Consider the following 24,719-nt stretch of genomic DNA (forward strand, 5'->3'; position numbering starts at 1 on the left):
GTCAGAGCAAGGCCGCTCTGCTCCGGTCCCCGAAGGCCATCTCGGGAGATGGGGAGGATTATTTCTACCCGCCCTGCGGTAGCCCTTAAGGCCTTTGTTGGATGTTGACTCGCCTCTTGCGGCACGGACGATCCGGCACCAGCTTTCACAGGTCAAGTAGGGACCGGCGGACGATGATCTCCGTTGTTGTCGGGTCACGACAACATGCCGGTTGACCGACGATCTCTACGTTGGAGGGTCAACTATTTCGCCCCGCACGCCTCTGGCGCTTCTCATCATATCCCTGGGTGCGATCGCCGCGGTGTGGTGGTGGCTGGCCATACCGATCAACTTGGCGCGCGCGCCGATCGATCCGAATGCCAAGCTGCAATGCATATCCTACGCGCCCTTCCGCAACAACCAAACGTCGGAGTCGCCGACACCAGTGCCGCGGGACCAGATCGCGGAAGATCTCGCCCAGCTTGCCAAAATAACCGACTGTATTCGTACCTATGCGACTGATCTTGGTCTCGATCAGATCCCCGAACTTGCGTCCAAGGTGGGGCTGAAAGTCATTCAGGGAATTTGGCTCGATAGGGACCGACGGAAGAGCGCGACGCAGATATCCACGGGCATACGCCTCGCCCGGCAATATCCGGAAACCATCACCGCACTCGTGGTCGGCAATGAGGTTCTGTTGCATCGGAAGATGACACCTTCCGATCTTGCTGCCTTGATCCGCTCGGTCAAGGCACAGGTGCCGGTCCCCGTCACCTATTCCGACGTCTGGGAGTACTGGCTGCGCTATCGGGAACTCGGTGACGCCGTCGATTTCGTCACCCTTCATATCCTGCCATATTGGGAAAATGTCCCGGTCGCGGCGAAATCTGCCGCTGCTCACGTCGACGCCGTCCGAAAGCAGGTGGCGTCGGCGTTTCCGGGTAAGGAAATCCTGATTGGAGAAACAGGTTGGCCGAGCGAAGGGCGGATGCGCGAGTCGGCGCTACCATCGCGCACCAATCAGGCGCGGGTGATCTCGGAGGTCCTCGATCTTGCCCGGCGCGAGAATTTCCGCGTCAACCTGTTCGAGGCGTATGATGAATTGTGGAAGCATGAGTTCGAGGGCACCGTCGGCGGATCGTGGGGCTTATTCGATTCCACGCAGCGCACGCTGAAATATCCGCCCGGCATCCCCGTCAGCAATTATCCGCTCTGGAAACTGCAAATGAGCAGCGGAATGGCGCTGGCGATCCTGGTGTTCGGCGCTGCATGGCTGACCTTGCGCCAGAAGCCCTCGCAGCCCCGGCTCATCTCATGGTTTGCGGTCGGAATATCGGCAACCACCGCCGGAGTCTTGTTTGGGGTGGCCGCTCAAAAGATGTTCTATGAAAGCTACGGCGCGGGCAGCTGGCATCTGTGGGGCGCACTTCTGGTGGCGGCAACTGCCTCGCCGCTGTTCGGCGCCAACGCCCTGATGTCCGGGCGCGCACCGCCCACATTTTTGGAATTGCTGGGTCCGGCGCACTACCGGACCCCATCGGGACTGGCGATCATGCACGGATTGATCTTGATCGTAACCATCGTGATCGGCACTGAGACGGCGCTGGGCCTGGTGTTTGACCCGCGCGAAAAGGATTTTCCCTTTGCGGCCCTCACTATGGCGGCGGTCCCTTTCGCGGCGATGACGCAGCTCAATCGCCCGAAGAAGGGAATCCGCGGAAGCGATGTTTGCCGTCGTATTCCTGGTGGCAGCCATCTATGCGGCGCTTAGCGAAGGACCGGACAATTGGCAGTCGCTATGGACTTGTGCTGCCTATATGCTGCTTGCGGTTACGCTGTGGCGGGCGCGCGCTTGAGTAAACCTGGCCAGCCGACTTCCGTTGTGGGTCAATCGCGTCACTATGGCCGCGTGCCGATCTCTTCCGGTCTACCTCTGTGAACGGAAATCGTCAGACTGCACCGGCACGTCTCACACGGGCCAGAAGCGGACCCACGACCTAATCCCGAAATCCTGCCCTCGATCGCTCGCCTTCATATGCAAGCCAATCAGAGGATAATCTGTCGTATTGAGGTTTACTTATTGGAAATGAAGCGAGCCGCTGAATGCCATCTCCCATAGAATAGATCGCCACCGTGTACTCTCGGCCCCGTTGATCCGGTGTGCGGGGAATGGCGATGTACCTTCGGTGTTCGCTACGCTGGCCTAGGAAAACATCGAGCACTTGGCCGACTTCAGCTTTGCCTTTGAGAGTCTCCGTGATTCTCAGACGGGCGAACCATACATCGTTGGTACAAAGCTCGCAGTGACGGCCACCCATCCATATTACGGGTTGCTGCAAGCGAACTCTCGCAACGACGACATCCCTAGCGTCGGGAGACAAATTGTTCAGTGCCTCTACGAGATTGTCTGGCGCGCCTTCTGAAAAATACGCAATGGGCGTCTTGTTCTCCATCGCCGAGGAACGCGGCGGACCGACAATGATTGCGCTCATCATCGCAGCGACAAGAGCTAGGCTTCGCTTGACCGATTTCATCTACAGCACTGCGCACCGAATGGTTGTAGTGGCACTATAATCCAGTTTTGAGAAGTTGAACAGATTAGGTCTGCTTTGGGTCAAAATGCGAAGAACTCAGAGTGAGCAAAGTCAGCCCGCTCTACTCCGCCAAGCGGACCTCAATGAAAGGTGTCGCCACTTCGCTGATGGGCCAGCAGCAGACATTGATCAGAGACGAAAACCCAACTTCACCAACGTCGTTGGGGGGCGGACTGACTTCAGTATGCCGGAGCGCAAGCGTGAACTAGCCCACATTGGGAGACCCGTGCGCGTGCTAAACTGCACTGTGCGCGCCAACTAACTTCGGTTCGACAAGAACTGGACGTTTCGCGGAGTAGGCCATGGACGAAAATCGTCGAAACGCACTTTCCACGGAATACGGCGAGGTCTGCAGCAACTTTCGGACGCTGACCGACATCCGGTTCAAGTTGCTGGGTCTACTGCCGATCGCGACCGCCGTAGCCATTGCGCTCAAAGTCGACCACATTGATGGCCGGAGCTTTGTGTTCTCGTTGTTTGGCCTGATCGCAACGATCGGGCTCGTGACCTACAATACGAGAAATGACGAGCTGTATGATGAACTCGTGAGACGTGCCGCATACATTGAACGAAGCCTTGGTCTCGCGGATGGAGCATTTGCCAACCGCCCGCGCGCGTCGCTCAAGTTTCGTCTTTTCGGCATCCCATGGAAAGTCGACCACCGAGTAGGTATCGGCACGATTTACCTTGCGTCCATCGCTGTTTGGCTTTTCCTGGTCTTGGCGTCGTTGTCGGCTTGGCTGGCTCCGGAGGCCTCGGTATTGGCTACGCTGGCTGCTTTTGGGCTCGCAGTCATTGCGACCTGGTGGGCGAGGACGTGGATCAAGCGTAAGAAGAAAGAGGTCGATGAGGAAAAGAGATCCTTGGCCATCGAGGCCGTTCAAAAGGCGTTCTCAACCGATTTGTCGCGAGGCACGGCGGACGGGGGGCTGATAGATTTGTGCTTCAAGCTCGCGGACGAGAAGACGCGCGAAATCATCGCCAAACGGGCTCAGTTCTATGCCGGAATCGATCGCGACTCCTCAATCTACTACCCGCCGGGCGTCTCAAAGGAACAGGCTGCATGTCACTTGGTGGCGCTACTCACGGATTTGCCACCGCGGTGGCTGTTCGATTGCGCCACAAATCGAAGAGGAGACATGCCAGAGAAAAGTCCCGTATTGTTCCCGCCCCGCGCTGACGAGGTAAGGTGATAGCGCATTGATTTTCCGCTTTGGGTCAGAAGCACCAGCCTGGACCTTTAGCCGACGACTTCCGGTCTGGCACCAGCTTCGGAAGTTCTCTCGCCGCGCGGAAAGTGGCGCGATGGGCCAAGGGGCGACATTGTCCGCGAGCGGCTGGCGCCAGAACAAATGTGAGATAGTTCATATCGGGCGCGTCGCCGACGTGTTGCCATTCCGATGTTTCCGGCGAAACTTCATTTCTTTCGCCACCGTGGCCGGTGCGTATCGCGCTACGGTTCGGACTGTGCGGGAGGCGTTGAATGGTCAATATCAAAGTTCCTCTTAATCCAGTGCAGAAACGCGGCTTGTGGCCGCCCAAAGGCGGGCGCGAATATCCGGTCTTGGATACGGACGACTGGTGGAAAATTGCGGCGCGCGAGCACATAGATGCGTGGGCGTTAATCGAGTTCAATTTCCAAACGCACGTTCCTGAGGAGGTGAATTGGTATTTGCGAGAGCTCGTGGGTTGCCGCCACAGCCGTGACGGGGGGCGCAATTACGCGTTTATCGGGGCTGACCCGAAGCTGCGCAAAATCTATCTTCCCGCTATGCCGCCTCCGCCCCCACCTGCACCCATACCCTGGCCCGACAAACTCAAGAAGCTCCAGTACGAGGTGGAGCATTCGAACGATCCACAAAAGGAACGGTTCCTCTGCATGCTCAAGGCGATGGAGAACCGCCGTGATGATCGCGTGATCTTTTGGTCCACCATAGCCCCGGGCCCCGAGTGGGTTGCTCCGCTTGGCGTTGAGGGAAGAGGGATTGGGAAAGCGTTGATCGATTCGCAGTGGCTCTATAAAAATATAAAGACTGTGCGGGATGTGGACCTTCTTCCGTATGGCAACGGATTACCGAGAAGCGATACTTTCGTGATCAGCTTCCACAAGTATCTGTTTGAAACGGCTTCGCCTTCCGTCGGCATACTGCGCGCGGCGAACGCAGAAATTGTCAAGACGCATGTCATGTTGGATCGTTGGGCGAACCAAAGCATGGGTGGAAGTGCGTCGATGCCGACGTGTTATCGCGCAATCAAAGAATTTATTCGCTTACAGGAGCAAAGTGATTACCCGTCTGTGATCAACTGCATCGTGACAACTGGCGCGTAGCCAGTTCCCTGGGCGGATGACTGCACCAATCCCCACCGCTTCAACGATTGCGGAGTCATCTGCTTCGGCGGCGTTAAGTCCACCGACACGTACCTCGCACTCGCAATTCACCACTTCAACAAAGAGATCATCGGCTGGCTGGAACCGGCGGCAAACAGCATCTCACATTTAGTTTGATCACCTCGTCGGTGGGCCGCTGGAGATGCAACGACACGTCGAGGTCGAGCGCTTTTTTTGGCGGTCTTGAAGTTGATCACCAATCGAATTTGGTCGGCGCCTGAATAGGCGGGTTGTAGCCCTTCATATTGGGTACGCTGGAACGCGACCGATGTCTCAATCGGGTCAAAATGCGAAGAACGCAGAGTGAGCAAAGTCAGTCCGCTCCACCCCACCAAGCGGGCCCCAATGAAAGGTGTCGCCACTTCGCTGATGGCGAGAAGCGGACATTCCCGTTTGGAGCCTGAGTGTGCTAGCCTGAGGCACCATGCCCACACCTGCCGAAGCAGTAAGAACCTACATCTTGGCCAAGGACGGCAACCGACCGTTCTTGATGAGGCAGGCGTTCTCTGAAGACATTGCACTCGAAATGGTGGTCAAGACCGACGCCATTTCATTCCCCAACACGGCTTCCGGCTTGAACGCCGTGGAAGAAATCTTGGTGCGTCGTTTTGGTGTCGAATACGAGAACATCTACACGTTCTGCCTATCCCGGCCTTCCGAAACGGACCGAGCGCGCTTTCAGTGCCATTGGTTGGTGGGGATGTCCGCCAAGGCCAGCGGGCAACCGCTGCGAGTTGGATGTGGACGTTACGACTGGCATTTCAATGAGCACGGAAAAGTGGTGAGGCTGGTGATCACCATTGAAGTCATGAAAGTCTTATCTGGCGCCGAACTCGATGGCGTGATGCGCTGGCTATCTTCGCTTCCCTATCCGTGGTGCAGTCCGTCTCAGGCTCTCCTGTCATTTCCTCCGCAGAACGACCTGCGCGAGGTTGAAGCCTACTTGAAGCAGGCTCAGTAATCTCCGCGGTCGAACTACGATTGGCCAATAAGGTTGACGTCCCGAAGTTGAAGCTTGCTGTATGTCGCCTTCGGGTCAATCGCGTCAATATGGCCGCGTGCCGCTCCCTTCCGGTCTGCCGCTGTGAACGGAAATCGTCAGACTGCGCGGGCATGTCACCCGCGGGCCATAACCGGACCTGTTCACTCGATGACCTTGTCGGCACTGGCCGCGAGTGCAGGAGAGACGGAAAGGCCCAGCTGCCTGGCCGTCTTCAAGTTGATGGACAGATCGAATTTGGTCACTTGGTAGAATGGAATATCGCCAGCTTTTGCTCCGCGGAGAATTGCGTCGATGTTGTTGGCAGCGCGCTGATACAATTCGACTAGATCAAAGGAGTAGGCCATTAGGCCCCCGGCTTCGACGGATTCGGTGAACGCGAAAATCGCCGGAAGTCTCGCGTCGGTCAGCAACTTGGCGATCAAAGCGCTGTTTTGAAAAGTTTCAGGGGAGTCGACCACCATGACTGCATTTGCGCCTTCGCCGGAAAGGCTCTCTACCGCTGCCCGCCAGTCATTTTCTTGAGCACCAACATCCAGTAGCGACACCGCGATAGGTAGGCCAGCCTCCTGGGCCGCTGCGGGGATAGGCGAACCCTTGACGAGCCCGCTGTATTGGATGTGAAGAGCGAGCAAGCCAAGTTTTGATATTGAAGGAAAGATTTCGCGCAGCAGTGCAATCCGTTTTCCATGAATCGATGGACCGGCATCGATGCTGGCTCCCGTGAAATTGCTGCCCGGGTGAGCCAGACTTTCGGCAATCCCCAATCTAACGGGGTCGGCAGTTATCGTTACGATTGGAATACGCGATGTCAGTTTCTTGAATATGAGTGCGCCAGGACCACCGAGGAGAATGACATCCGGGTTGCTGCTAACGATTTCCGTCGCCAAGGCTTCGAGGCCGGACGTATTTTGCTCTCGACCATAACTTTCGACTGTGAGGTTTTGTCCCTCGATCTGTCCCAACCGTCGCAGTTCCGCGAAGAGGGCTCGAGGATATCTTTTCCCGCTCTGATCGTGCCAGTCCGCGCTCGGCTCTGATGGGACGAAAATAGCAAGACGTTTCTTCTTGGTGCTCCCCGCGGCCGCAGCCAGCTGCGGCGATGCTACCGCACCACAAACGGCACAGAGAAAAGCACGCCGCCTCATGTTCGCCCCCTAGCCAGAGTCTAGGTCAACGCATCTTAGCGTCTAAAAGGCCATACTGAAAATCAAAGGTGGCTCTGCGATGTCCGGGTTGGGTCAAAAGCGTCGGTTTGGCGCTCAGGGGCAAACTTCCGCTCTGCCGCCATCACCCGACATAGCTGCACCGCGTCAACGGAAGCGATGGGGCACGAGCGGAAGTGCCTAGCCGCTCCATATCGGCCGCCGTCGGTCATCCCTGAACGAACAGCTTACTTTTCTCTCGTCTCCGGCCTATTCTTGGTGTCCTTCTGCGATGAGCGCGTTTGGGAAGAAATGTGGTCTATCGGGCGGAGAAGACGGCGTTGCGCTATCTCTTCGAAGACTATGTATTGGACACGGACCAGCGCGAGCTGCGCTGCGGAGCCGAGCTGATTGCTACTGCGCCGCAAACGTTTGACTTGCTCCTTTACCTCATTCGCAACAGGGAGCGGGTTGTCAGCAAGGACGATCTCCTCGGTGCGGTCTGGAGTGGTCGCATCGTCTCAGATGCCGCGCTCACGACGCGCATGAATGCAGCTCGCAGCGCAATTGGCGACACGGGCGAGAAACAGCGCCTGATCAAGACGATGGCCCCGCAAGGGTTTCCGCTTCGTTGGCGCGGTGCAGGAGGCGCAAAGGCCCACAACCGTCCCCCTTGGCCAAGTGGCGCAGAACGATGATACGGCGCAGAGGTCGCTTTCACCACCTCGCCTTTCCATCGTTGTGTTGCCCTTCGTCAATCTCAGCAGCGCCCCCGAGCAGGACTACTTTGTCGATGGTGTGACCGGGAGCCTCACCACGGATTTATCACGCATCAGTGGCTCATTTGTTATCGGCCAACACACCGCGTTCACCTACAAAGGCAAATCGGTCGATGTCAGGCAGATTGGTCGTGAGTTGAATGTTCGCTACGCGCTTGAAGGCTCGGTGCAGCGTTGCGATAATCGTCTCCGGGTGAATGTTCAATTGATCGACGCGACGACGGGCAATCATTTGTGGGCCGACCGCTTCGACAAGCCCTTCGCCGATCTGCTCGATATGCAGGACGAAATCGTAGCAAGGATTGCGCGGACCTTAGACAACCAGCTCATCGTGGCCGAGGCGCGTCGCGCGGCAAGAACGTTGAATCCCGATGCCATGGATCTCTATTTCCAGGGCCGCCATTCTTGCAATAGGGGGGTGACACTCGAGAATTTGACAGAAGCTCGCAATTCCTTTGAACGGGCTCTGGCGACTGATCCGCAAAATGTCGACGCCATGAGCTGGAGCGCGTTGGTCGAGACAGTGCTTGTCGCGGCGTTCTTGAAAGACAACGAGCCTCCGCATCTGGCAGCGGCAGAGACCATGGTGCTAAAGGCGCTCCGCCTTGCTCCGGACCATGCCTGGGCTCATTTCACCTTGGCAATGGTGCTCATCTATACGAACCGGACGGCCCAAGGCGTGGCTGAGTGCGAGCGAGCCTTGGCCCTGGATCGCAATCTGGCTGACGCTCACGAGATGATGGGTCAGGCCAAATTTTATATGGGTTGCGGTGCGGATACCGAGTTCCACGTCAACGAAGCACTGCGCCTTTCCCCTCGCGATATCTCCGCCTTCCGATGGATGAATACGGCGGGCTTTGCCAAGCTCCAGATCGCAGCAGACGCTGAAGCGGCCGCTTGGTGTGCCCGAGGAATCGAGGCCAACCGAAACTATCCGCTGCTGCATTTCGGGTACGCTGCAGCGCTCGCGCTTCTTGGGAGGCTGGACGAGGCGCAAGTGGCCGCCAAAACCGGACTTGCACTTGATCCAACATTTACGATCCGTCGCGTCAGAAACGTTCCAGTGCGCGGCGACGCGAATTTCGTTGCAGGAGCCAGGCGCTTGGTTAGGGGATTGTACATCGCCGGAGTACCGGAGGGGTGATGCCGGCGATCGGTCTATCGCGTTACTATGGCCGCGTGCCGCTCTCTTCCGGTTTACCCCTGTGAACGGAAATCGTCGGACTGCACCGCCATGTCTCACACGGGCCAGGAGGCGACGTTCCCTGCTGGCCTCATAAGACCCGATATGACAGAGAGGCCACCATCTGAGGGCGGCCTCTGCTGCGTGCGTGAATTGGTCAGTTCTTGTACCCCATACTGCTACAGACCGCGTATTGATAGTTGGGGTTTGCACCTTGCGCCCATAACCCTTGTTTGCATTCCACGTACGTCCTGGCCTTGGCTGGCGCAAACGCCCTTATATCCGGGTCAAGCACTTTGGCATGCGCACCCGAGTAAAATATCTCTGTCGATGGAGTGTTCGGCCTCGTAGTTTTCTTCACGGCGTTGGCGGGTGCATTCGACAAAATGGCGACAGCTAAGCCCACAAGGAACAGCGAGGAAAATCTCATAGTAATGTCCTCCACAACTCCACCTCGAAGTGGGCGACTATTCAAGAGAGCTACAAGCAGTGGTGGCGTCGATTAAACATAACAACCTTATTCCCGAAGGGCAATGGACGGAGTTGCTCCAATGTCGCCACGGGTCAAAAGCGGTCTTCGAGGAGCAGTGCTTGGCAGGTCGGTTTATGGGCCAGAAGCCGACGCAAGCCGTCATCGACGTGGCGCCAGGATATCGAATTCAGAGGTTGCCAATCGGTCGGCGGCCGAGATGGCGTGTCCTGATGGACGCCTGCTGCACACCCGCTGCCATGATGACATCATGCCCCTGTTTTGCCCGACGGGTCAAATCGATTTCGTAAAATCGAAAAAGCCCAATGCCGACAAGGGCCGGCTACTGTGCATGGGGTTGTTTTCGCGAATTTTGTTTGTCGGTCCCGATATCCGGGCCGGACCCCAATCTCGTCAGGTCCGGTGTGGCCCGAGCACTGGCCTCAGCTATCGACCTTCAGCGCGGCAATGAAGGCTTCCTGCGGGATGTCGACCTTGCCGAACTGCCGCATCTTCTTCTTGCCTTCCTTCTGCTTCTCCAGAAGTTTCCGCTTACGCGTGATGTCGCCGCCGTAGCACTTTGCGGTGACGTCCTTGCGCAGCGCGCGCACCGTCTCGCGCGCGATCACCTTGCCGCCGATCGCCGCCTGGATCGGGATCTGGAACATGTGCGGCGGGATCAGCTCCTTCATCTTCTCGACCATCGCGCGGCCGCGCCCCTCCGCGCGGGTGCGATGCACCAGCATCGACAGCGCGTCGACCGGCTCGTTGTTGACCAGGATCTGCATCTTGACGAGATCGGCCACCTTGTAGTCGGTCAGGTGATAGTCGAACGAGGCGTAGCCTTTCGAGACCGATTTCAGGCGGTCGTAGAAGTCGAACACGACTTCGTTGAGCGGCAGATCGTACTTCACCATGGCGCGGGAGCCGACATAGGTCAGCTCCTTCTGCGCGCCGCGGCGATCCTGGCACAGCTTCAACACGCTGCCGAGATATTCGTCGGGAGTGAGGATGGTGGCCTCGATCCAGGGCTCCTCGATATCGGCGATCTTGACCACGTCGGGCATGTCGACGGGATTGTGGATCGAGATCTCCTGGCCGTCGGTCAGGTGCATCTTGTAGATCACGCTTGGCGCGGTCGCGATCAGGTTGAGGTCGAACTCGCGCGACAGCCGCTCCTGGATGATCTCGAGGTGCAATAGCCCGAGGAAGCCGCAGCGGAAGCCGAAGCCCAGCGCAGCCGAGGTTTCCATCTCGTAGGAGAAGCTCGCGTCGTTGAGGCGCAACTTGCCCATCGCCCCGCGCAGCGTTTCGAAGTCATTGGCGTCGGCCGGGAACAGGCCGCAGAACACCACCGGGATCGCCGGCTTGAAGCCCGGCAGCATTTCGGTGACCGGCTTCCTGTCGTCGGTGATGGTGTCGCCGACGCGGGTGTCGGCGACTTCCTTGATCGCCGCGGTGATGAAGCCGATCTCGCCGGGGCCGAGCTCGTCGACCTGCTCCATCTTCGGGGTGAAGAAGCCGACGCGCTCGACGTCATACGCCGCGCCTGTGCCCATCATGCGGATGCGCTGGTTCTTCTTCATGACGCCGTCGACCACGCGGATCAGCACGACTACGCCGAGATAGACGTCGTACCAGCTGTCGACCAAGAGCGCCTTCAAGGTCGCCTCGCGGTCGCCCTTCGGCGGCGGCAGGCGGGTGACGATGGCTTCCAGCACGTCGGGGACGCCGAGGCCGGTCTTGGCCGAGATCATCACGGCGTCGGAGGCATCGATGCCGATGACGTCCTCGATCTGCTGCTTGATCTTCTCGGGTTCGGCCGCGGGAAGGTCGACCTTGTTCAGGACCGGGACGATCTCGTGATTGTTGTCGAGCGCCTGGTAGACGTTGGCGAGCGTCTGCGCTTCGACGCCCTGGCTGGCGTCGACCACCAGCAGGGAACCCTCGCAGGCCGCCAGCGACCGCGAGACTTCGTAGGCGAAGTCGACATGGCCGGGCGTGTCCATCAGGTTGAAGATGTAGTCCTTGCCGTCCTTGGCGTGGTAGGCGAGGCGGACCGTCTGCGCCTTGATGGTGATGCCGCGCTCGCGCTCGATGTCCATGGAATCGAGCACCTGCTCCTTGCCCGCCATTTCGCGGTCGGTGAGGCCGCCGGTCATCTGGATCAGGCGGTCGGCCAGCGTCGACTTGCCATGGTCGATATGGGCGACGATGGAGAAGTTGCGGATGTTGGAAATGGGGACGGTCGTCATGGGCGCGGGATACCACTCACATCCCCGTGCGGCAACCATATTGCTGTATTTTCAGGGCCTTTCTTCACGCCAAGCTGATTCCACGAGGGCCCAAAACGCGCTACGCAACGGCCCATGTCCAGGCTCATGTCCACGACCTCGATCCCCTCCGCCCGAACACGCGTAAAAGCCCGGGTGAGCTTTAACCGCTTCCGGGCCTGGCTGGTTGCCTGCGCGATCCGGCCCGAAGCGCGGCTCTGGCTGGTGATCCAGCTCGCCATCCTGCATGCCGTGATCTGGACCTTCATCCTGATCAATCTCAAGGCAGCGCAGGACGTTCACATGGACGTCGCAGAAGCCTATGGCTGGGGCCAGGAGTTCCTGTGGGGCTACGGCAAGCACCCGCCGCTGTCGGGCTGGGTCGCCGGCCTCTGGTTCAAGGTGTTCCCGGCGGCGGACTGGGCGACCTATGCGCTGGCGATGGCGACCGTCGGCGTCGGCATGGTGATCTGCTGGCTGCTGAGCTTGCGCGTCGTGGACGCGCGGCGTGCGTTCCTGGTCGTGGTGATGGTCGCGCTCTACCCGATCTTCAATTTCAAGGGTTTCAAGTACAACCCCGACCTGCTCCAACTCGTCACGCTGCCGCTGCTCGTGCTCGCCTATCTCAACGCCTTCGAGAAGCGGACCTGGCAGTCCGGTATCTGGTTCGGGCTCGCCGGCGCGCTGGCGCTGATGACCAAATACTGGGTGCTGACCATGATCGGCGCCATTGGCCTTGCCGCGCTGATCCATCCCGACCGGCTGCGATTCCTGCTGTCGCCGGCGCCGTGGGTGGCGATCGCGACAATGGTCGTGGCGATGATCCCGCACATCGTCTGGCTTGCCGGCGTGCATTTCGTGCCGCTGACCTATGCCGGCGATACCTACAGCCTCGATGACAGCCGCCAGGTCCATCAGCTCGTGGCGGGCTACGCCCTGCATAATCTGGCGCTGCTGGCGTTGCCGGTGGCGCTGGCCGCGCTCGCAATGGCGCTGGTGCCGCATTGGTTCACGTTGCTGTTGCGCGCACCGTTACGCATCGTCACGCGTGCCTGGGGGCGCGGCGCCAATCCCGGCGTCAATGTTGCGCAGGCGTTGAACGTCTGGATCATCCAGATCATCGTCGCGGTCGGCCCGCCGCTCGGCGCGCTGGCCTTCAGCATCTACATGAAGACCGATTGGGGCATCTCGCTGTTCTTCCTGGTACCCTTGGCGCTGGTCGCGATCCCGGCGCTGCGGGTGCAGAGCGCGGCCCTGTTCAACATCGCCGTGATCTGGCTCCTGCTCAGCGTCGCCACGCTCGCCGCCTCGCCCTGGATCGCCGCGCGCGAGATGGCCGCTAATGCCGGCAACACGGCGACCTACGGCGCGCGCTCGGAGCTAGCGCATGAATTGACGCAGGCCTGGCACACGCGTTTCGGCTCGCGCTGGGCGGTCGTTGCCGGCACCATGGAGTCGATCCAGCCGATGGTGTTCTACAGCCCCGACCATCCGGCCGCGTTGATGCCGCTCGAAGCCTGGGATTCCGGGCTGACATCGCGCGAGGATGCCAAGAAGTATGGTTTCATCGGCGTGTTCGATCCGACCGATGGCCGCCTCCCGGCGTTCGAGAAATGGGTCTCGGAGATCGCGCCGAACGCCGAGCGCATCGTGATGACGACGCGCCGCTTCACCCACGGCAAGGCCGGCCCGGCGATGAGCTGGAATATCTACATCGCCCCGCCGGCGAAGTGATTGCGGCGTTGTCGGTCCCGTAGGGTGGGCAAAGCGACTTGTCCGCCATAGCTCGAAGAGCGACGGCGGAAGCGTGCCCACCACTTCTGTGGCGATTGTCGCGAGATGGTGGGCACGGCGCTTCGCGCCTTTGCCCACCCTACGGCGCCGAGCGCGTGGCTCAGATCCCTTCCTCGTTGAACTTGCTTTCAACGAGCTCGGTAATCGCCGCAAGCGCAGCCTGGGCATCATCACCGGCGGCGGCGACCGTGATCGTCGTGCCCGGTCCTGCGGCCAGCATCATCAGGCCCATGATCGAGGTGCCGCCGACGGTCTCGCCGCCGCGCGTCACCCACACCTGCGCGTTGAAGCGCTCCACCGCCTGGACGAACTTCGCCGAGGCGCGGGCGTGCAGGCCGCGCTTGTTGATGATCAGGAGGTCTTTGGAAATGGCTCCCGCCGGCACGCCTGTCCCGGCCTGGTTTCCGAGCGGCGCGTCGTCGCTCATTTGCCGGCGAGCACGCGGCTGGCAATGGTGACGTATTTGCGACCCGCTTCCTGGGCCATCGCGATCGCGTCGGGCAACGGACGCTCCTCGCGCACCTTGGCAAGCTTCACCAGCATGGGAAGGTTGATGCCCGCGAGCACTTCGACCTTCGGCCGGCTCATGCAGGATATTGCAAGGTTCGACGGCGTGCCGCCGAACATGTCGGTGAGGATCGCGACGCCGTCGCCGGAATCGACGCGGTTGACCGCCTCGATGATGTCGCTTCGGCAGAGATCGGAATCATCTTCGGCACCGATCGTGATCGCTTCGATTTGCTTTTGTGGGCCCATGACATGCTCAAGCGCTGCCTTGAATTCGTCGGCAAGGCGCCCGTGGGTCACAAGTACTAGACCAATCATCGGAAAACTCCTCGCGGGCGCTTTTGGTGCACCGCACGAACGCGCCACTTTGACCATCCAGAGCCCCCGCGCAAGAGGGGATGTTGCGTATCTCCCTGAAACTAGACGGATGGATGAGGGGAGCTGCGCCGGTCTATTCGGTCGCGATAGTGGGGTTCATATGGTTACCATTTCCCTTCAAACAATCGCCTGAAGGGTTAACGGAAGATGAACTCTTGGTAGTGGTCAAGGCCGCAACAACCAAAGGGAGGGGCGAATAGTCGCGCCCGACGGGGATTCGCGGTATTTCGACACCGAAAATGCTTGTTTTCAGCGATTCCGCCGCAGGCAGCCGTTCTGCGTCGGCGGCGTCCAGATCGACCACGAGGCCGACGGTCGCATGCTCCACGAAGTCGCAGCGGCGGATTCCCAGTCCCCGAATCTCGATCAGGCCGGCCAGCAGCGGCGCGGGGCGGACTTCAATTTCGTCGCCGACTGTCGCCAGATGGACACGGTCATCGCCGACCAGAACGGCCCTTTCGACCACGCCAGCGCGTCCCGCCATGATCAAATCGAAGGCAAGGCGCGACTTGCCGGAGCCTGAGGGCCCGCGGATCAGCACCGCCAGAGTCCCGACCTTGACTGCGGAGGCGTGAACGCTGGGGCCACCGTCGCTCATAGCGCCGGCAGCCTCACCACGAACCGCGCGCCGACAACCGTAGGCGCTCCGTCCTCGTCCACAGGGCCCGGGCGGTTCTCGGCCCAGATGCGTCCGCCATGGGCATCGACGATCTGCTTGGAGATCGACAGGCCGAGGCCGGAGTTCTGGCCAAAGCCCTGGTGCGGACGGTCGGTGTAGAAGCGCTCGAAGATGCGCTCCAGCGCGTCGTCGCGGATGCCGGGACCGTCGTCGTCGACCACGATCTCGATCTCGGAGCGGACGCGGCGGCAGGTGAGGCGCACCTTGCTGCCGGGCTCGGAGAACGATTGCGCGTTGGAGAGCAGGTTGGAGACCACCTGCCCGAGCCGTGAATCGTGGCCCGTCACGGAGAACGCGTCGGTCGCGCCGCGGCCCTCGAAGCGCGTTTCGACCGCGACGTCATGGCCGAGCTTGGTTTCATTGGCGACGGACACGAGCGTCGTCAGCAGGCGGCGCAGGTCGACCCGGACCGCATCCTGGCGCTGCAATTCGGCGTCGAGGCGGCTGGCGTCGGAGATGTCGGAGATGAGGCGGTCGAGCCGCTTGACGTCATGCTCGATCACCTCGAGCAGGCGCGCGCGGCTGGTCTCGTTGCGCGCCAGCGGCAGCGTCTCGACCGCGGAGCGCAGCGAGGTCAGCGGGTTCTTCAGTTCATGCGCGACATCGGCGGCGAACATCTCGATCGCCTCGATGCGGCTGTAGAGCGCGCTGGTCATGTCGCGCAGCGCGCCGGACAGGTGACCGATCTCGTCGCGGCGCCGGGTGAAGTCGGGAATCTCGATGCGGGCCTTGATGCGGCGGCGGACGCGCTCGGCGCTGTCGGCGAGCCGGCGCACCGGACCTGCGATCGTGCTGGCGAGCAGCAGCGACAGCATGATCATGACCGCGGCAGCGACGCCGCCGACCTTCAGGATCGCCAGGCGCTCGGCGGTGACCATCTGGTCGATGTCGTCGCCCTGCGTCGACAGCATCAGGGCGCCGTGGATGGCGCGCGAGCGCAGCACGGGGACTGCGACCGAGACGATCACCTCGCCGCGCGAATTGACCCGCACCATCGAACGCTTCTGGCCCTGGAGCGCGTCGCTCACTTCCGAATAGCCATTGCCGTTCTCTCGCCCGAGCTCGCGATACAGCGGCAGGTCACCGCGGTTGATCCAGAGGCGCACCGAAGTCAGGCCGCGCTCGATCACGCCGGGCTTCTGCGATGGCGGCGGCAACGGGAAGATCAGCACGTTCTCGAGGTCGCGGCTGTCGAGCAGCACCGTCCCGTTGGGATCGAATATCCGCGCGCGGGTCTTGGTCGGCGAGATCAGTGTGCGCAGCACGGGGGCCACGCGCTCCGGGCTGATCGGGAAGTTCAGCGCCGAATAATCGTCGGATTCGCCGTAGCTGTCGCCGAGCTTCAGATCGAGCAGGCGGTCAGGATCGACCGTGATCGCGTTGGTCTGCACGGTCGCCGACGCTCCGATGGCACCGGCGATGATCTCGGCCTGCACCAGCAGGCTCTGCGCACGCGCGTCGATCAGGCCGGCGCGGAACTGCGAGAGATAGAGAATGCTCGCGACCAGCGCGACGAGGCCGGCGAGGTTGAGCGAGACGATGCGGCGGGTCAGGCTCGAGAAGGAGAGCGCGAAGAAATACTGACCGGCACGCGTCAGCCAGGAGAACGGTCGCCAACCTTGCGCGGCCGGCTTGTCGTCGGCGACGTGCTCCGGTACGCCGTCGGATGCGATATCCCCGGCATTCTGGTTCTCGTCAGGCTGCGTTCGGTCAAGCAATGCTTACGCCCGCGTTAGGACATCTCGTGCGAAGGGTCCCCGCATCCTAGAGCCATCCCGGTCCCGATGGAACGAGAACCGGCGATGCTCTCAGTCTTTCGTGAAGGCGCGTGAGCCTCAGGCTTCCTTGAAGCGGTAGCCGACGCCGTAGAGCGTCTCGATCATCTCGAACTCGTTGTCGGTCACCTTGAACTTCTTGCGCAGCCGCTTGATGTGGCTGTCGATGGTGCGGTCGTCGACATAGACCTGGTCGTCATAGGCGGCGTCCATCAGCGCGTTGCGGCTCTTCACCACGCCGGGCCGGGTTGCCAGCGCCTGGAGGATCAGGAATTCGGTGACGGTCAGCGTCACCGGCTCGTTCTTCCAGGTGCAGGTGTGCCGTTCGGGGTCCATGCGCAGCAGGCCGCGGTCGAGCGCCTTGGCATCGTTCTCCTTCGGCGCGACGGTCGGGTCCTTCGGTGCAGAGCGGCGCAGCACGGCCTTGACGCGCTCGACCAACAGGCGCTGCGAGAACGGTTTGCGGATGAAGTCGTCGGCGCCCATCTTGAGGCCGAACAGCTCGTCGATCTCTTCGTCCTTGGAGGTCAGGAAGATCACCGGCAGGTCGGATTTCTGCCGCAGCCGGCGCAGCGTTTCCATGCCGTCCATGCGCGGCATCTTGATGTCGAGGATGGCAAGATCGGGCTGGGTGGTGCGGAAGCCGTCGAGCGCGGAGGCGCCGTCGGTGTAAGTCATGATGCGATAGCCTTCGGCCTCCAGCGCGATCGAGACGGATGTGAGAATGTTGCGGTCGTCGTCGACCAAAGCGATTGTGGGCATGAGCCTCTGCTTTCTGCTTTCCGTTTGGGTCGTGGCTTGAAACGGCGAGCAATTCACTGATGCGCCGCATACACGGGTGCCGAAGTCGGCGGTCGAACCTTGTCACCGAGCAATGCAAGCTGGGCTGAAGTGTGACCAAGTTCCACGAAGCGCAGCAGATTCGCCGCGTTTCGACCCATAACCTGACCCCCGTTTACCCGAAAAAAGACCTCCCTTGCAACCACCTGACCCGAGAAAGCCGATGCACCCGACCCCCGACTTCGACCCTGGAAAGCTCGCCAAATCGCTGCTCAGGCGCTCGCGCCAGGGGGCGCTGGCAACGCTGATGGCCGGCAGCGGCGATCCCTATTGCTCCCTGGTCAATCTGGCGAGCCACCCCGACGGCTCGCCGATCCTGCTGATCTCGGGCCTGGCCGTGCACACCAGGAACATCCTGGCGGATCACCGGGTCTCCCTGATGCTGGACGAACGCGCGGCCGGCGATCCGCTGGAGGGTGCCCGAATCATGCTGTCCGGCCGGGCGGAACAGGCCGATGCCGACAAGGATCTGCTCCAGCGGCGGTATCTCAATGCCCATCCATCGGCCGAAGCGTTTGTTTCGTTTAAGGATTTCTCTTTCTTCAGAATTCGGCCCACGGGAACCCATCTGGTCGCCGGCTTCGGCCGCATCGTCGATCTCAAGCCCGAGCAGTTCCTGACGGACCTTACCGGTGCCGAGGATCTGCTGGCGGCGGAGGAGGGGGCGGTCGCGCACATGAATGCCGACCACCGCGACGCCATGGGTCTCTATGCAACAAAACTCCTCGGCGCGGCGGAGGGCGACTGGCGCTGCACCGGCTGCGACCCCGAAGGCCTCGACATGCAGGATGGCCAGACTGCGCTGCGGCTGGACTTCCCGGAGCGGGTGACTGACGGCACGGCGCTGCGCAAGATGCTGGTCCGCCTTGCTGGCAAAGCGCGCGCGAAGGTGGACTAGCGCGCAACAATTTGAACGCTGCCCCCCATCGCTGCGACCCAAGACCGTAATGGTTCGAAGTCGGCAGCGAGAGGGTTCATGACACGCCGTCGTTTGACGCTGGTTGCGGGTTTGGCGCTCGCGATCATCGCATCGCTTGCCACGCCCAGCTTTGCCCAGAAAGGTCTCGCCGCGGAGAGCGCGCGGATCAACGCACTCCGAAGCGCCGGCAAATATTCGGAGGCGCTGCCGCTGGCGCAGGCCATGGTGGCGTCTCTCGAGAAGACCACCAACAATCGTGATCTCGCGGGCGCGCTCAACAACCTCGCGCAGATCTACGCCGACCAGGGTCACGACGACCAGGCCGAGCCGCTCTACAAGCGCGCCATCGCACTGATGGAGAAGGGGACCGGTCTCGACAGCGTCGAGGTCGCGCCGGTGCTGAACAACCTCGCCGCGCTCTATCAGAGGCAGAGCCGCTTTGCGGAGGCCGAGCCGCTGTTCAAGCGTGCGCTCGCCGTGCGCGAGAAGGCGCTGTCGCGCGAGCATCCCGACGTCGGTCAGTCCCTCAACAATCTCGCCACATACTACGTCAAGCAGCAGCGTCAGGCCGAAGCCGAGCCGTTGTTTCAGCGCGCGCTCGCGATCTACCAGAAGGCCGGTGGCCCCGAGCATCCGGCGGTCGCGACGCTCCTGAACAATCTCGGCCAGCTCGATCGCGACCTCAACCGCGATGCGGATGCCGAGGCGCCGATCAGGCGCTCGCTCGCGATCCGCGAAAAAGTGCTGGGACCGGACCATCCCGACGTCGCGCGCTCGCTGAACAATCTCGCCGGTCTCTACGAGCACCAGCAGCGCTATGCCGATGCGGAGCCGCTCTATCGCCGTGCGCTGTCGATCCGCGAACGTGCGCTCGGTCCCGATCATCCGGACGTCACGACCTCGACCAGCAATCTCGCTTATTTCCTCTACGTCTCCGGCCGGAACGCCGACGCGCTGCCGCTCGCGGAAAAGACGCTTGCGACCAATCGCGCGCAGTTGCGCGTCGTGCTGCCGGTCCTGTTCGCCGCGCGACAGCAATATCTGCTGCCTGACGACAGGGCGCTGGACGAGGCGCTTGCCGCGATTCAGCGCGGCACGCAATCCTCCGCTGCCTCCGCCGTGAACAAGCTGGCCGTGCGCCTTGCTGCGGGCAGCGACAGGCTCGCTGAGCTCGTGCGCCGGGACCAGGATCTTGCGGCCGAGTCCGAGGCGCTCGACAAGGCGATCATCGCCGCGGTGTCGAAGCAGTCGGCCCAGCGCGACGTCGCGGCCGAGCAGCGCAGCCAGGTGCGGATCGCGGCGATAGCGAACGAGCGCACAGGCTTGCAGAAGACGCTCGCGGTCGAGTTTCCCGATTATGCGTCGCTCTCCAACCCCCTGCCGCTGGCGGTCAAGGATATCCAGCCCTTGCTGTCGCCCGACGAGGCGATGGTGCTCTACTCCGTCGTCGACAAGCAGAGCTATGTCGTCGCGATCACGCGCGAAGGCGTCGACTGGAAGGAGATTCCGCTCGGCGCGGACGCGCTGACGCAGAAGGTGACTGCCTTCCGCAAGGGGCTCGATGTCGGCAAGGCGCGTGATGCCTCCGGCAAATCAGGGTTGTTCGACCTCGGGCTCGCCAACGAGCTTTATGTCGCGCTGCTCGGCCCGGTCGAAGGGCTGACGAAGGACAAGCGCAACCTGCTGGTGGTGCCGTCGGCCGCGCTGACGGCGTTGCCGTTTCATCTGCTCGTCACGGAGACGCCGCAAGCTGCGATCCCGGACACGCTCGAAGGCTATCGCAGCGCCGCCTGGCTGTTGCGGCGTCAGGCGGTGTCGGTGCTGCCCTCGGTGGTCAGTCTGAAATCGTTGCGTGCCGTCGCGCGTCGGGAGCAGGGCGTGAAGCCGATGACCGGCTTTGGCGATCCCGTGTTCAATCCTGCGCTGGAAGGGCCGGCCGATCGTCGCGCTGCAAGCGGCAAGGTCGCCGCACGCAACATTGCAACAATTGCCTATAGCGATTTTTGGCGCGGGGCCGGCGTCGATCGCGCGCGGCTTGCGCAGGCGCTGCCGCAACTGCCGGATACCGCGGACGAGTTGAACGCGGTAGCAAAGGATGTCGGCGCGGCCGAGGCCGACATCCATCTCGGCCGCGATGCCAGCGAAACGACGCTGAAGCGTGCAGCGCTTGCTCAATACAGCATCATCTACTTTGCCACCCACGGTCTCGTGGCCGGCGATATCAAGGGATTGGGCGAGCCCTCGCTTGCACTCTCCATTCCCGATCGGCCGACGGAGCTGGATGACGGCTTGCTCACGGCAAGTGAAGTCGCTCAGCTCAAGCTTAACGCGGATTGGGTTGTGCTGTCGGCCTGCAACACCATCGCCGGCGACAAGCCCGGCGCCGAGGCCCTGTCGGGGCTGGCGCGCTCGTTCTTCTACGCGGGTGCACGTGCGCTGCTGGTCTCGCATTGGGCAGTGGATTCGGAAGCTGCCACCCGCTTGACCACGTCGACTTTCGAACTGCTCAAGAACGAACCAAAAATCGGCCGTGCCGAAGCTTTGCGCCGCGCGATGTTGACGTACGTTGATGACACCTCGTCACCGCGCAACGCCTATCCCGCGATGTGGGGGCCGTTCGCGCTCATCGGCGAAGGCGAGGTACGATAGGACGGTCCTGCGATTGTGCGTCGCAATAACCACAGGAAACGCGGAATTGCGCATTTGGTTGCGCGATCATTCGTATTTTTTTGATACGCTCGCTCAGAGCTGACATGCGCGGCATTTGGCGCGGTCCTTGAATAAACCAAATCCTGCGAGATCGGCTTGGCAACGCCAGCGTTCACCATTATTACGTCGTTCAACCGAGGCCGGACGGCCTATAATTCACGGTGACTGCGATGGCGCCAAAGCTTGGTCGCGCTGAGTGTCGCGGGTTCTAGGAGGATTTTTCGTGCAAGAGACGGGCGTGCGCAACGGTGCCTTCGGTGCCGACAAATTCGGCTTAAAGAATCTCAAACGGGTTCACTGGAACCTCGGCGCGCCGCAACTCTATCAATACTCACTTTCTGCGGGCGAGGCGGTGCTGTCGGCAGACGGTTCGCTTTGCGCCGACACCGGTGAGTTCACCGGTCGCAGCCCGAAGGACAAGTTCACGGTGCGTGACGCCACCACCGACAAGAAGATGTGGTGGGCCGGCAACCAGTCGATCACCGCAGAGCAGTTCGAGACGCTCTACCAGGATTTCCTCAAGCACGCCGAAGGCAAGAGCCTGTTCGCGCAGGACCTCTATGGCGGCGCCGATCCGGCCTACCGGATCAAGACCCGCGTCTTCACCGAGCTCGCCTGGCACTCGCTGTTCATCCGTACGCTGCTGATCCGCCCCGAGGCGGTCGAGCTGCCGAGCTTCACGCCGGAGCTCACCATCATCGACATGCCGAGCTTCCGCGCCGATCCGAAACGCCACGGCTGCAAGTCGGAGAATGTCGTCGCGATCGATTTCGCCCGCAAGATCGTCCTGATCGGCGGGTCTTATTATGCCGGCGAGATGAAGAAGTCGGTCTTCACCACGCTGAACTACTATCTGCCCGAGCGCGGCGTGATGCCGATGCACTGCTCGGCCAATGTCGGCGCTAATGGCGACACCGCGATCTTCTTCGGGCTATCAGGCACCGGCAAGACCACGCTGTCGGCCGATCCGAACCGCACGCTGATCGGCGACGACGAGCACGGCTGGGGCCCGAACGGCGTGTTCAACTTCGAAGGCGGCTGCTATGCCAAGTGCATCAAGCTGTCGCAGGAGGCCGAGCCTCAGATCTACGCCGCCTCGACGCGCTTCGGCGCGGTGCTCGAGAACTGCGTACTCGACGAGGACACCCGAATCGTCGATTTCGACGACGGTTCCAAGACCGAGAACACGCGCTCCGCGTACCCGCTCGACTTCATCCCGAACGCTTCGCGCACCGGCCGCGCGCCGCAGCCGAAGAACGTGGTGATGCTCGCCGCCGACGCCTTCGGCGTGCTGCCACCGATCGCAAAGCTCTCGCCGGCGCAGGCGATGTATCACTTCCTGTCCGGCTACACCGCCAAGGTCGCCGGTACCGAGCGCGGTCTCGGCAACGAGCCGCAGCCGGAATTCTCGACCTGCTTCGGCTCGCCCTTCCTGCCGCTCGACCCCAGCGTCTATGGCAACATGCTGCGCGACCTCATCGCCCAGCACAATGTCGATTGCTGGCTGGTCAACACCGGCTGGACCGGCGGCAAGTATGGCACCGGCTCGCGCATGCCGATCAAGGTGACGCGCGCGCTGCTCACCGCCGCGCTCGACGGCTCGCTTCGCAACGTCGAATTCCGCACCGACAAATATTTCGGCTTCGCGGTCCCGACCGCGCTGCCGGGCGTGCCGGCCGAGATCCTGAACCCGGTGAACACCTGGAAGGACAAGGACGAGTTCGACAAGACCGCCCGCGCGCTGGTCGGCATGTTCCAGAAGAACTTTGCCAAGTTCGAAGCCCAGGTCGACGCCGAAGTGCGCGCGGCCGCGCCGGACGTGAAGCTCGCGGCGGAGTAATCGCTCGCTCTGTCTTCAATGCAAAAGGGCGGCCGCGAGGCCGCCCTTTTTGTTTCTTCCTTCTCCCCTTGTGGGAGAAGGTGGCGCGAAGCGCCGGATGAGGGGTTGTATCCGCGCGTTCAACTGCAAGAGAAGCGCTCGCGGAGAGAGACCCCTCACCCGTCTCGTCGCTTCGCGACGAGCCACCCTCTCCCACAAGGGGAGAGGGGAAGAGCACCTCACGCCTTGAAATACGCGATCTGCGTCGTGGTCGCGAGCAGCCTGCCGTTCGGCGACCACAGCTCGGCGTTCTGATCGGCATAGCTCTTGTGCATGATCTTCGAATCGGCCGTCGCGAGCACGCGCGTGATGTCCTCGGCGGCGAGCTCCTCGCTGCCGGTGTGGAAATACGTCGTCAGCGACACCGTGCCGAACGGCACCAGCTCGCGCCTGGCGTGGAAGATGCGGCCGAAGAAGGCGTCCGACATCGACATCAGCGACAGCATGTCGAGCTTGCGCGGCGTGCGGTCGCCGATCCAGAGCTTGGAATAGGTGCCAGCGAGCTCGGTCCGCGGCGGGCCGATCCGCATCTCGCCCTCGACGAAGCGGAATTCATACTGGTTGGCCCAGGATGCCGATATCTTCGGGAATGGCAGCGTCGCCTCGAACGCCGTGGCATCGGGATATTGCGCCACCCTGTGCTCCCAGGACGGCCGGCGCTCGGCGAACACGGCGGTGGCGAGCGTAGCGACCTCGCCGCCGCCCTGCGACAGTTCGACGCTCCAGTGCTGGCTGGAGCGATTGGCCTTCACCAGCCGCACGTCCAGATCGAACGGCCCCTTGGCGATCGGCGCGCAGTAATTGACGGTCAGGGCCAGCGGATCGCCGGCGCGCTGCGGATGGTCGATCAGCGCACGCAGGATGGTCGCGGCCGTGGCGCCGCCGAACGGGCCGACAAACGCCCAGTAGTCGTCGCTGGTATGCCCCTGCCAGCTGGAGTCGCCGGCGCTGATGCGGGTGGCGTCGTCGAACGGGTGCGGGAGCTTGGCGTGCATGGGATTAGACCTCTACTGAGCTTCCGTCCCAACGACGAAACTCCATCGTCTCATCACCAGGGCCATATTGCTGCGAACTCAAAACATCGTCTGCCGGATCATCTGTGACCCAGGCATCCGCGACGGAGCCTCCTATGCGCTTCAGCGCAATGATACTCTTGCCGCTGATCAGATCGGCGACGAAGTCGCCGATGGCAGCTTCCTCGTCCTTGCCTGAAAGACTGGCAAGGATGCTGCCGTGCGTGTGCCAGGAGAATCCGTCGAACCCCAGCGTCCAGTCCCCGTCGGGACATATGACCAGCAATCGAAGCTGCCCATCCGGGCTCGTATACTCGCCGACAGGCACGATCGACTCCGGCCAGAAAAAGCTCAAGCCGTAATATGATGCCTATCCTGCCAAATCAATAACCTCGCAGGTAACGCCGATTTCACG

17 protein-coding genes and 2 pseudogenes are annotated in these 24,719 nt (G+C 61.6%); 9 read left to right on the plus strand and 10 right to left on the minus strand.

Annotated elements, in window-relative coordinates:
* Positions 1-283 precede the first annotated feature (283 nt).
* Positions 284-1,835 (plus strand): annotated as a pseudogene (locus AB7Z56_RS04025) (glycoside hydrolase family 17 protein).
* A gap of 141 nt (positions 1,836-1,976) precedes the next feature.
* Here the strand turns inward: AB7Z56_RS04025 and AB7Z56_RS04030 are convergent.
* Positions 1,977-2,513, minus strand: coding sequence for a hypothetical protein (locus AB7Z56_RS04030; protein WP_187387909.1), 537 nt, complete (start codon positions 2,511-2,513; stop codon positions 1,977-1,979).
* Positions 2,514-2,875: 362 nt separating this feature from the next.
* Here AB7Z56_RS04030 and AB7Z56_RS04035 point away from each other — a divergent pair, with 362 nt between their 5' ends.
* From AB7Z56_RS04035 to AB7Z56_RS04045, 3 genes are all read left to right on the plus strand, one after another.
* Complete coding sequence (locus tag AB7Z56_RS04035; RefSeq protein WP_063980734.1) at positions 2,876-3,766, plus strand: hypothetical protein; 891 nt, start codon at positions 2,876-2,878, stop codon at positions 3,764-3,766.
* A gap of 290 nt (positions 3,767-4,056) precedes the next feature.
* Positions 4,057-4,902, plus strand: coding sequence for a hypothetical protein (locus tag AB7Z56_RS04040; protein ID WP_187387910.1), 846 nt, complete (start codon positions 4,057-4,059; stop codon positions 4,900-4,902).
* A 484-nt stretch (positions 4,903-5,386) separates the two neighbouring features.
* Positions 5,387-5,923 (plus strand): hypothetical protein, encoded by a 537-nt coding sequence (locus AB7Z56_RS04045; protein WP_063980736.1) that lies wholly within the window; start codon positions 5,387-5,389, stop codon positions 5,921-5,923.
* Positions 5,924-6,105: 182 nt separating this feature from the next.
* Here the strand turns inward: AB7Z56_RS04045 and AB7Z56_RS04050 are convergent, their stop codons facing one another.
* Entirely contained in the window at positions 6,106-6,927 is an 822-nt protein-coding gene (locus AB7Z56_RS04050) for an ABC transporter substrate-binding protein (protein WP_231143814.1), read from the minus strand.
* Positions 6,928-7,448: 521 nt separating this feature from the next.
* Here AB7Z56_RS04050 and AB7Z56_RS04055 point away from each other — a divergent pair.
* Positions 7,449-9,030: pseudogene (locus tag AB7Z56_RS04055) on the plus strand (winged helix-turn-helix domain-containing protein).
* 951 nt (positions 9,031-9,981) lie between these two features.
* Here AB7Z56_RS04055 and lepA read toward each other — a convergent pair.
* Complete coding sequence (gene lepA, locus AB7Z56_RS04060) at positions 9,982-11,793, minus strand: translation elongation factor 4 (RefSeq protein ID WP_028148267.1); 1,812 nt, start codon at positions 11,791-11,793, stop codon at positions 9,982-9,984.
* 126 nt (positions 11,794-11,919) lie between these two features.
* Here lepA and AB7Z56_RS04065 point away from each other — a divergent pair, with 126 nt between their 5' ends.
* On the plus strand, positions 11,920-13,545 hold the full coding sequence (locus tag AB7Z56_RS04065) for a glycosyltransferase family 39 protein (RefSeq protein ID WP_063986044.1): 1,626 nt from the start codon (positions 11,920-11,922) through the stop codon (positions 13,543-13,545).
* A 160-nt stretch (positions 13,546-13,705) separates the two neighbouring features.
* Here AB7Z56_RS04065 and AB7Z56_RS04070 read toward each other — a convergent pair whose 3' ends face one another.
* From AB7Z56_RS04070 to AB7Z56_RS04090, 5 genes are all read right to left on the minus strand, one after another.
* Positions 13,706-14,032: an HPr family phosphocarrier protein gene (locus AB7Z56_RS04070; protein WP_063980739.1), complete on the minus strand. Its 327-nt coding sequence runs from the start codon at positions 14,030-14,032 to the stop codon at positions 13,706-13,708.
* Positions 14,029-14,430 carry a PTS sugar transporter subunit IIA gene (locus AB7Z56_RS04075; protein WP_007597752.1) on the minus strand — a complete coding sequence of 134 codons (402 nt, stop codon included), beginning with the start codon at positions 14,428-14,430 and terminating at the stop codon, positions 14,029-14,031. The genes AB7Z56_RS04070 and AB7Z56_RS04075 overlap by 4 nt, the downstream gene beginning before the upstream one ends.
* Positions 14,431-14,563: 133 nt before the next feature.
* Positions 14,564-15,088, minus strand: a complete 525-nt coding sequence (locus AB7Z56_RS04080) for an HPr kinase/phosphorylase (protein WP_063980740.1) — start codon at positions 15,086-15,088, stop codon at positions 14,564-14,566.
* Positions 15,085-16,887 (minus strand): sensor histidine kinase, encoded by a 1,803-nt coding sequence (locus AB7Z56_RS04085; protein WP_063980741.1) that lies wholly within the window; start codon positions 16,885-16,887, stop codon positions 15,085-15,087. Before AB7Z56_RS04085 ends, AB7Z56_RS04080 begins: the two co-directional genes overlap by 4 nt.
* Before the next feature lie 117 nt (positions 16,888-17,004).
* On the minus strand, positions 17,005-17,706 hold the full coding sequence (locus tag AB7Z56_RS04090; protein WP_038952081.1) for a response regulator transcription factor: 702 nt from the start codon (positions 17,704-17,706) through the stop codon (positions 17,005-17,007).
* A 241-nt stretch (positions 17,707-17,947) separates the two neighbouring features.
* Between AB7Z56_RS04090 and AB7Z56_RS04095 the strand changes: the two genes are divergently transcribed.
* From AB7Z56_RS04095 to AB7Z56_RS04105, 3 genes are all read left to right on the plus strand, one after another.
* Entirely contained in the window at positions 17,948-18,682 is a 735-nt protein-coding gene (locus AB7Z56_RS04095; RefSeq protein WP_063980743.1) for a HugZ family pyridoxamine 5'-phosphate oxidase, read from the plus strand.
* A gap of 78 nt (positions 18,683-18,760) precedes the next feature.
* Positions 18,761-21,352 (plus strand): CHAT domain-containing tetratricopeptide repeat protein, encoded by a 2,592-nt coding sequence (locus tag AB7Z56_RS04100; protein ID WP_063980744.1) that lies wholly within the window; start codon positions 18,761-18,763, stop codon positions 21,350-21,352.
* Positions 21,353-21,635: 283 nt separating this feature from the next.
* On the plus strand, positions 21,636-23,252 hold the full coding sequence (locus tag AB7Z56_RS04105) for a phosphoenolpyruvate carboxykinase (protein WP_063980745.1): 1,617 nt from the start codon (positions 21,636-21,638) through the stop codon (positions 23,250-23,252).
* Positions 23,253-23,470: 218 nt separating this feature from the next.
* Here AB7Z56_RS04105 and AB7Z56_RS04110 read toward each other — a convergent pair whose 3' ends face one another.
* Together AB7Z56_RS04110 and AB7Z56_RS04115 are read right to left on the minus strand one after the other, a co-directional pair.
* A complete protein-coding gene (locus AB7Z56_RS04110) occupies positions 23,471-24,286 on the minus strand; it encodes an acyl-CoA thioesterase (protein WP_063980746.1) in 816 nt (271 codons plus the stop codon).
* A 4-nt stretch (positions 24,287-24,290) separates the two neighbouring features.
* Positions 24,291-24,659, minus strand: coding sequence for a hypothetical protein (locus AB7Z56_RS04115; RefSeq protein ID WP_245328526.1), 369 nt, complete (start codon positions 24,657-24,659; stop codon positions 24,291-24,293).
* Positions 24,660-24,719: the final 60 nt, after the last annotated feature.

The organism is Bradyrhizobium sp. 482_C4_N1_8, from assembly GCF_052075965.1.
Classification (GTDB): domain Bacteria; phylum Pseudomonadota; class Alphaproteobacteria; order Rhizobiales; family Xanthobacteraceae; genus Bradyrhizobium; species Bradyrhizobium barranii.

Coding starts and splice junctions, on each gene's coding strand:
- AB7Z56_RS04030 (WP_187387909.1), bottom strand. CDS start 2,513: ATGAAATCGGTCAAGCGAAGCCTAGCTCTTGTCGCTGCGATGATGAGC.
- AB7Z56_RS04035 (WP_063980734.1), top strand. CDS start 2,876: ATGGACGAAAATCGTCGAAACGCACTTTCCACGGAATACGGCGAGGTC.
- AB7Z56_RS04040 (WP_187387910.1), top strand. CDS start 4,057: ATGGTCAATATCAAAGTTCCTCTTAATCCAGTGCAGAAACGCGGCTTG.
- AB7Z56_RS04045 (WP_063980736.1), top strand. CDS start 5,387: ATGCCCACACCTGCCGAAGCAGTAAGAACCTACATCTTGGCCAAGGAC.
- lepA (WP_028148267.1), bottom strand. CDS start 11,793: ATGACGACCGTCCCCATTTCCAACATCCGCAACTTCTCCATCGTCGCC.
- AB7Z56_RS04065 (WP_063986044.1), top strand. CDS start 11,920: ATGTCCACGACCTCGATCCCCTCCGCCCGAACACGCGTAAAAGCCCGG.
- AB7Z56_RS04070 (WP_063980739.1), bottom strand. CDS start 14,032: ATGAGCGACGACGCGCCGCTCGGAAACCAGGCCGGGACAGGCGTGCCG.
- AB7Z56_RS04075 (WP_007597752.1), bottom strand. CDS start 14,430: ATGATTGGTCTAGTACTTGTGACCCACGGGCGCCTTGCCGACGAATTC.
- AB7Z56_RS04080 (WP_063980740.1), bottom strand. CDS start 15,088: ATGAGCGACGGTGGCCCCAGCGTTCACGCCTCCGCAGTCAAGGTCGGG.
- AB7Z56_RS04090 (WP_038952081.1), bottom strand. CDS start 17,706: ATGCCCACAATCGCTTTGGTCGACGACGACCGCAACATTCTCACATCC.
- AB7Z56_RS04095 (WP_063980743.1), top strand. CDS start 17,948: ATGCACCCGACCCCCGACTTCGACCCTGGAAAGCTCGCCAAATCGCTG.
- AB7Z56_RS04100 (WP_063980744.1), top strand. CDS start 18,761: ATGACACGCCGTCGTTTGACGCTGGTTGCGGGTTTGGCGCTCGCGATC.
- AB7Z56_RS04110 (WP_063980746.1), bottom strand. CDS start 24,286: ATGCACGCCAAGCTCCCGCACCCGTTCGACGACGCCACCCGCATCAGC.